We start from the raw sequence: 6363 nt of genomic DNA, 5'->3' as shown, positions 1-6363 counted from the left end.
CCGCACCACACCTGATTTGGTTCCGTTACGGCGAACTGTCGCTCAAGATGATTCGGGATAGCAACGTGCTCATGACCGCCACGCTTATACCGGTGAGTCGGCTGCTGGCAACTGACCAGCCCCAGCTCTTTCATGAGTCTGCCAGCAAGCCAGCGCCCCATCTGGTAACCTCTCTGGGTTGCCATTGTGGCGATGCTTCTTGCTCCGGCAGAGCCGTGGCTGATGCCATGCAGTTCAAGTACCTGACTGCGTAATACAGCCCGTCTGCCGTCTGGCTTTTCAGGACGGTTTTTCCAGTATTTGTAGCTGCTGCGATGAACCCCGAACACATGGCAGAGAGTGGCCACAGGATAACGCGCCCTGAGTTTCCCGATTATCGAGAACTGTTCAGGGAGTCTGACATCAAGAGCGCGGTAGCCTTTTTTAATATTTCATTTTCCATTTCAATACGTTGTAGCTTTTTCCTGAGCTCACGGATTTCAATTTGTTCCGGGGTAATGGGGGAGGCTTTTGGTGTTTTGCCCTGCCGTTCATCACGTAATTGTTTCACCCATCGCGTCATTGTGGAAAGGCCGACATCCATAGCGCTGGCTGCATCTGCCACGGTGTAGTTCTGGTCAACGACCAGTTGAGCGGATTCGCGTTTAAACTCTGCGCTGAAATTTCTTTTTTTCATTATGACACCTGTGTTGTTCTGAGGTGAGCATATCACCTCTGTTCAGGTGGCCAAATTCAGTAAACCACTTCATATCAGCCTGGAGCCTGTGTTGCCCGGTTGGCGCGGGATAATGGAATTAATGACAATCTGCTGTTTACCTGGCGCCAGCGTTACAGACATCTTCTGCCCGATGAAATACAACGGTCAATCAGAGAGCAAGACTCTGTTATCCCCGTTGTCCTGCCTGATATGGTCCTGTCACACCATGCTGAGCCGCACTATGAACCCGCCGCTCCAGCCTGCCGCGAGGCCATGACATGCGAGGTGACTGTCGGCGGTGCCAGCCTGCGTCTGTCCGGGGATTTATCACCTGCACTTCTGAAAACGCTGATCCGCGAGCTGAGCGGGAGGAGCCGATGATACCCTTACCGTCAGGCACTCGTATCTGGCTGGTTGCCGGGGTCACCGATATGCGTAAGTCCTTCAATGGTCTGGGCGAACTGGTCCAGCATGTTCTTGATGACAATCCGTTCTCCGGCCACCTGTTTATCTTCCGTGGTCGTAAAGGTGACACCGTGAGGATCCTCTGGGCTGATGCTGACGGTCTGTGTCTGTTTACCAAACGTCTGGAAGAGGGACAGTTCGTCTGGCCTGCTGTACGCGACGGCAAAATCGCCATCACCCGCTCACAACTCGCCATGCTCCTCGATAAGCTGGACTGGCGGAAACCTAAAACTGCACGCCTTAACTCACTGACGATGTTGTAAAAAGCGCATGACCGCATTATAAATGGGGTCATGAGTCAGGACTATCTCGCCCGTATCGCTGCGCTGGAAGACGCGCTTCGCCAGAAAGACAGCCAGCTCAGTCTCGTTGCTGAGACTGAGTCGTTCCTGCGTTCAGCGCTGGCCCGCGCAGAAGAGAAAATAGAGAACGAAGAGCGTGAAATAGAACATCTGCGGGCTCAGATAGAAAAACTGCGCCGAATGCTGTTCGGTACCCGTTCAGAAAAGCTACGCCGGCAGGTCGAAGAAGCCGAAGCCCTGCTGAAACAGCAGGAGCAGCAAAGCGATCGTTACAACGGCCGGGACAATGATCAGCAGGTTCCGCGTCAGTTGCGCCAGTCCCGTCATCGTCGCCCGTTACCGGAACATCTTCCCCGCGAAATAAACAGACTGGAGCCAGCTGAAACCAGCTGTCCTGGTTGCGGTAGTGATATGGCCTATCTCAGCGAAGTCAGCGCGGAGCAACTGGAGCTGGTCTCCAGCGCCCTGAAAGTGATCCGCACGGTCAGGGTGAAAAAGGCCTGTACCCGATGCGACTGCGTCGTTGAAGCGCCAGCGCCCTCACGTCCTATCGACCGGGGCATCGCCGGGCCGGGTCTGCTGGCCCGCGTGTTAACGGCCAAATACTGTGAACACCTGCCGCTGTATCGCCAGTGCGAAATCTTTGCCCGTCAGGGTGTGGATCTGAGTCGTGCGCTGCTCTCCAACTGGGTGGATGCGTGCTGCCGGTTAATGGCCCCGCTGGATGAAGCCCTCTACCACTACGTGATGGACTGCCGCAAACTGCATACGGATGACACTCCGGTGCCCGTGCTGGCGCCGGGCAGAAAGAAGACGAAAACCGGGCGTATCTGGACATATGTCCGTGATAACAGAAGCGCGGGTTCATCAGATCCGCCAGCGGCATGGTTCGCCTTCTCACCGGACCGACAGGGGAAACACCCTCAGCAACATCTTCGGCACTATCATGGCGTGCTGCAGGCAGATGCCTTCGCAGGGTACGACAGGTTGTTCAGCGCAGAGCGTGAAGGTGGCCCGTTGACAGAAGCGGCATGCTGGGCTCATGCGCGGCGCAAAATCCATGACGTCTATATCAGCACCCGGACGGCCACAGCAGAGGAGGCTCTGAAGCGCATCAGTGAGTTATACGCGATAGAAGAGGAAATACGCGGCCTTCCGGCATCTCAGCGGCTGGCCGCCAGACGGTCCCGAAGTTAACCGTTGCTGATATCCCTGCATGACTGGTTGGTGGAGAAAAGTGCCACTCTGTCGAAAAAATCCCGGTTAGGCGAGGCGTTCGCTTATGCACTGAACCAGTGGGATGCCCTGTGTTACTACTGCGATGATGGTCTGGCAGAGCCGGATAATAACGCTGCTGAGCGCGCGCTACGAGCGGTCTGTCTGGGCAAGAAAAACTACATCTTCTTCGGCAGTGATCATGGTGGTGAACGTGGTGCCCTGCTGTATGGTCTGATCGGAACGTGCAGGCTGAACGGTATCGATCCAGAGGGTTACCTTCGCCATATCCTGAGCGTATTGCCGGAGTGGCCCATCAACAAAGTGGCCGAACTGCTGCCATGGAACGTAGATCTCACCAATAAATAGCCGTCAATACGGCGCTCACTTAACGCTTACGTTCACCTGAGGTGTTTTTGTAGTTATCTGGCGTTACGTGACAGTGTTGGTCAGATACTTCCACCTCTTCAGAGTTAAAGTTTGATATATGGGAAAAAAACGCTCCCGGACGGGAGCGTAAGCCAGTGACTTCGGCGTCAAATGAGGGTCTGACAAGTGGAGCTGCGGGTTAATTCTGGGTGATCTGGCTGCGATGCTTTTCAGCCTGCTGCTGATGAATAACGGAAGATAGACCATTATTCGCCTTCTCATGCACAACAGCGGCTTTCTCATGCTCGTTCATTTCGGAAAATGGCTTAGCAGTTTCTTGGGTGTTCTCAGGTTTGGATTTCATCATTTTTTTATGCATTTCAGCCATGTCCTGATGGGCAGCAGAATTGCCGTTTTGCATCATTTCATGGGACATTGCGGCCTGATCGTGACCGCTCATATCCATCATTTTCATGCTCTCCCCGGCTTTGTTGAATAAATCAGATTTCGGGTAAGTCTCCCCCGTAGCGGGTTGTGTTTTCAGGCAATACGCACGCTTTCAGGCATACCTGCTTTCGTCATTTTGTTCAGCGCTCGTACCAGGGCCATAGCCTCTGCAACCTGACCATCGTAGTCACGCAGTGTCAGTGAACCTCCGAACAGCTGTTTTACCCGGTACATCGCCGTTTCCGCTATCGAGCGACGGTTATAATCTGTTGTCCATTTCCACCGCGCATTACTCCCGGTCAGCCGCTGATTCGCAACAGCACGGTTACGGTCTGCATATTCACCGGGCCAGTAACCCGCGCCTTTTCGGGGCGGGATAAGCGCGCTGATTTTCTTACGCCGCAGTTCATCGTGACAGAGCCGGGTGTCGTAAGCGCCGTCTGCCGATGCTGCCCTGATTTTTCTGTGAGTCTGCCGGATAAGACCCGGGAAGGCTTCTGAGTCCGTCACATTGTTCAGCGACAGGTCTGCACAGATGATTTCATGTGTGTTGCTGTCAACTGCCAGATGCAACTTTCGCCAGATACGGCGGCGTTCCTGGCCATGTTTTTTGACTTTCCATTCGCCTTCACCAAAGACCTTCAGCCCGGTGGAATCAATCACCAGATGCGCGATTTCACCCCGGGTGGGCGTTTTGAAACTGACATTAACCGACTTTGCGCGCTTGCTGACACTGGTGTAATCCGGGCAGCGCAACGGAACATTCATCAGTGTAAAAATGGAATCAATAAAACCCTGTGCAGCCCGCAGGGTCAACCTGAACACGCGTTTAATGACCAGAACGGTGGTGATGGCGAGATCAGAATAGCGCTGAGGTCTTCCCCGTGATGAAGGCGTTGCCGACTCATACCAGGCCTGAATAGCTTCATCATCCAGCCAGAAAGTTATGGAGCCACGGTTGATGAGGGCTTTATTGTAGGTGGGCCAGTTGGTGATTTTGAACTTTTGCTTTGCCACGGAACGGTCTGCGTTGTCGGGAAGATGCGTGATCTGATCCTTCAACTCAGCAAAAGTTCGATTTATTCAACAAAGCCAAACAGAAGCCACTGGAGCACCTCAAAAACACCATCATACACTAAATCAGTAAGTTGGCAGCATCACCTTTTGCGTCTATAGTCATGATGTCAAATGAACGCGTTTCGACAGGAAATCATCATGAATAAATATCAGGCAGTTATTATTGGTTTTGGCAAGGCTGGAAAAACATTAGCCGTCACGCTGGCAAAAGCAGGTTGGCGTGTGGCTCTCATCGAACAATCAAATGCAATGTATGGCGGGACCTGTATTAATATCGGCTGTATCCCAACCAAAACATTGGTTCATGACGCACAGCAGCACACAGATTTTGTCCGTGCCATACAGCGTAAAAATGAAGTGGTTAATTTTTTACGTAATAAGAATTTTCATAATCTTGCGGATATGCCCAATATCGACGTGATCGACGGCCAGGCGGAGTTTATCAATAATCATAGCCTGCGTGTTCATCGGCCTGAGGGAAATTTGGAGATTCATGGCGAGAAAATTTTTATTAATACCGGTGCACAAGCCGTGGTTCCGCCAATTCCTGGAATTACCACCACGCCTGGTGTATATGACAGCACCGGATTACTTAATCTAAAAGAATTGCCTGGGCATTTAGGTATTTTGGGCGGCGGATATATTGGCGTTGAGTTCGCCTCTATGTTCGCTAATTTTGGCAGCAAAGTAACCATTTTAGAGGCAGCTTCGCTGTTTTTGCCTCGGGAAGATCGGGATATTGCTGATAATATCGCGACGATTTTACGCGATCAGGGCGTCGATATTATCCTCAATGCCCATGTGGAGCGAATCAGTCACCATGAAAATCAAGTGCAAGTGCATAGCGAGCACGCCCAACTGGCGGTGGATGCACTGTTAATAGCTTCCGGTCGTCAACCGGCTACCGCTTCGTTACATCCAGAAAATGCCGGTATCGCAGTAAACGAGCGCGGGGCAATTGTCGTTGACAAGCGATTACATACCACCGCAGACAATATTTGGGCGATGGGAGATGTTACCGGCGGGCTGCAATTTACTTACATATCACTGGATGATTACCGCATTGTACGTGATGAGTTACTGGGTGAAGGCAAACGTAGTACTGATGATCGGAAAAATGTGCCTTATTCCGTATTTATGACACCGCCCCTGTCCAGGGTTGGTATGACAGAAGAACAAGCCAGAGAGAGTGGTGCTGATATTCAGGTGGTGACATTGCCTGTAGCTGCAATTCCGCGCGCCAGAGTGATGAACGATACCCGTGGGGTATTAAAAGCGATTGTTGATAATAAAACCCAACGTATATTAGGAGCATCACTGCTGTGTATTGACTCCCACGAGATGATCAATATAGTGAAAATGGTGATGGATGCCGGGCTGCCTTATAGCATATTACGCGATCAGATATTTACTCATCCGTCGATGAGCGAATCACTCAATGATCTATTTTCATTAGTCAAATAAACTCAAAATCAGACGCCAGAACAAATATTCTGGCGTCTCAGAGAAAAGAATCTTATTAATTCTCTGTTACTCTATAACTTCTTAATCACTTCATTGATGGTATTTTATATGTTTAAAAAATCGGTGATGCTGCCAACTTAATGATTTAGTGTATGATGGTGTTTTTGAGGTGCTCCAGTGGCTTCTGTTTCTATCAGCTGTCCCTCCTGTTCAGCTACTGACGGGGTGGTGCGTAACGGCAAAAGCACCGCCGGACATCAGCGCTATCTCTGCTCTCACTGCCGTAAAACATGGCCACTCCCGTTCACTTACACCGCTTCTCAACCC

4 protein-coding genes and 4 pseudogenes are annotated in these 6363 nt (G+C 51.4%); 5 read left to right on the top strand and 3 right to left on the bottom strand.

Annotated features, from left to right (window positions below):
* Positions 1-676, bottom strand: a pseudogene (locus tag F0Q32_RS22895) (IS3-like element ISEc52 family transposase); the annotation flags it as partial.
* An 81-nt stretch (positions 677-757) separates the two neighbouring features.
* Here F0Q32_RS22895 and F0Q32_RS26870 point away from each other — a divergent pair.
* The 3 genes and pseudogenes from F0Q32_RS26870 to F0Q32_RS22880 form a co-directional block, all read left to right on the top strand.
* A pseudogene (locus F0Q32_RS26870) lies at positions 758-1078 on the top strand (IS66 family insertion sequence element accessory protein TnpB); the annotation flags it as partial.
* Positions 1075-1425, top strand: a complete 351-nt coding sequence (gene tnpB, locus F0Q32_RS22885) for an IS66 family insertion sequence element accessory protein TnpB (RefSeq protein WP_016151369.1) — start codon at positions 1075-1077, stop codon at positions 1423-1425. The pseudogene F0Q32_RS26870 and the gene tnpB, both read left to right, overlap by 4 nt.
* Positions 1426-1455: 30 nt before the next feature.
* Positions 1456-3048 (top strand): annotated as a pseudogene (locus F0Q32_RS22880) (IS66 family transposase).
* Between the two features lie 199 nt (positions 3049-3247).
* On the opposite strand, the pseudogene F0Q32_RS22875 reads toward F0Q32_RS22880, so the two are convergent.
* Both F0Q32_RS22875 and F0Q32_RS22870 read right to left on the bottom strand, forming a co-directional pair.
* Positions 3248-3532, bottom strand: a pseudogene (locus F0Q32_RS22875) (copper-binding protein); the annotation flags it as partial.
* Positions 3533-3588: 56 nt separating this feature from the next.
* Positions 3589-4557: an IS5-like element IS903B family transposase gene (locus F0Q32_RS22870; protein WP_022649395.1), complete on the bottom strand. Its 969-nt coding sequence runs from the start codon at positions 4555-4557 to the stop codon at positions 3589-3591.
* Between the two features lie 153 nt (positions 4558-4710).
* Between F0Q32_RS22870 and rclA the strand changes: the two genes are divergently transcribed.
* Positions 4711-6036: a reactive chlorine resistance oxidoreductase RclA gene (gene rclA, locus F0Q32_RS22865; RefSeq protein ID WP_007896426.1), complete on the top strand. Its 1326-nt coding sequence runs from the start codon at positions 4711-4713 to the stop codon at positions 6034-6036.
* Positions 6037-6213: 177 nt separating this feature from the next.
* Positions 6214-6363: IS1 family transposase (locus F0Q32_RS22860; RefSeq protein WP_149464851.1), on the top strand; the 150-nt coding region annotated here is incomplete at its 3' end.

Origin of the sequence: Pseudocitrobacter sp. 73, assembly GCF_008369545.1 — a bacterium.
GTDB lineage: Bacteria > Pseudomonadota > Gammaproteobacteria > Enterobacterales > Enterobacteriaceae > Pseudocitrobacter > Pseudocitrobacter vendiensis.
This window is presented reverse-complemented; position numbering and strand designations above follow the sequence as displayed.

Coding starts and splice junctions, on each gene's coding strand:
- tnpB (WP_016151369.1), top strand. CDS start 1,075: ATGATACCCTTACCGTCAGGCACTCGTATCTGGCTGGTTGCCGGGGTC.
- rclA (WP_007896426.1), top strand. CDS start 4,711: ATGAATAAATATCAGGCAGTTATTATTGGTTTTGGCAAGGCTGGAAAA.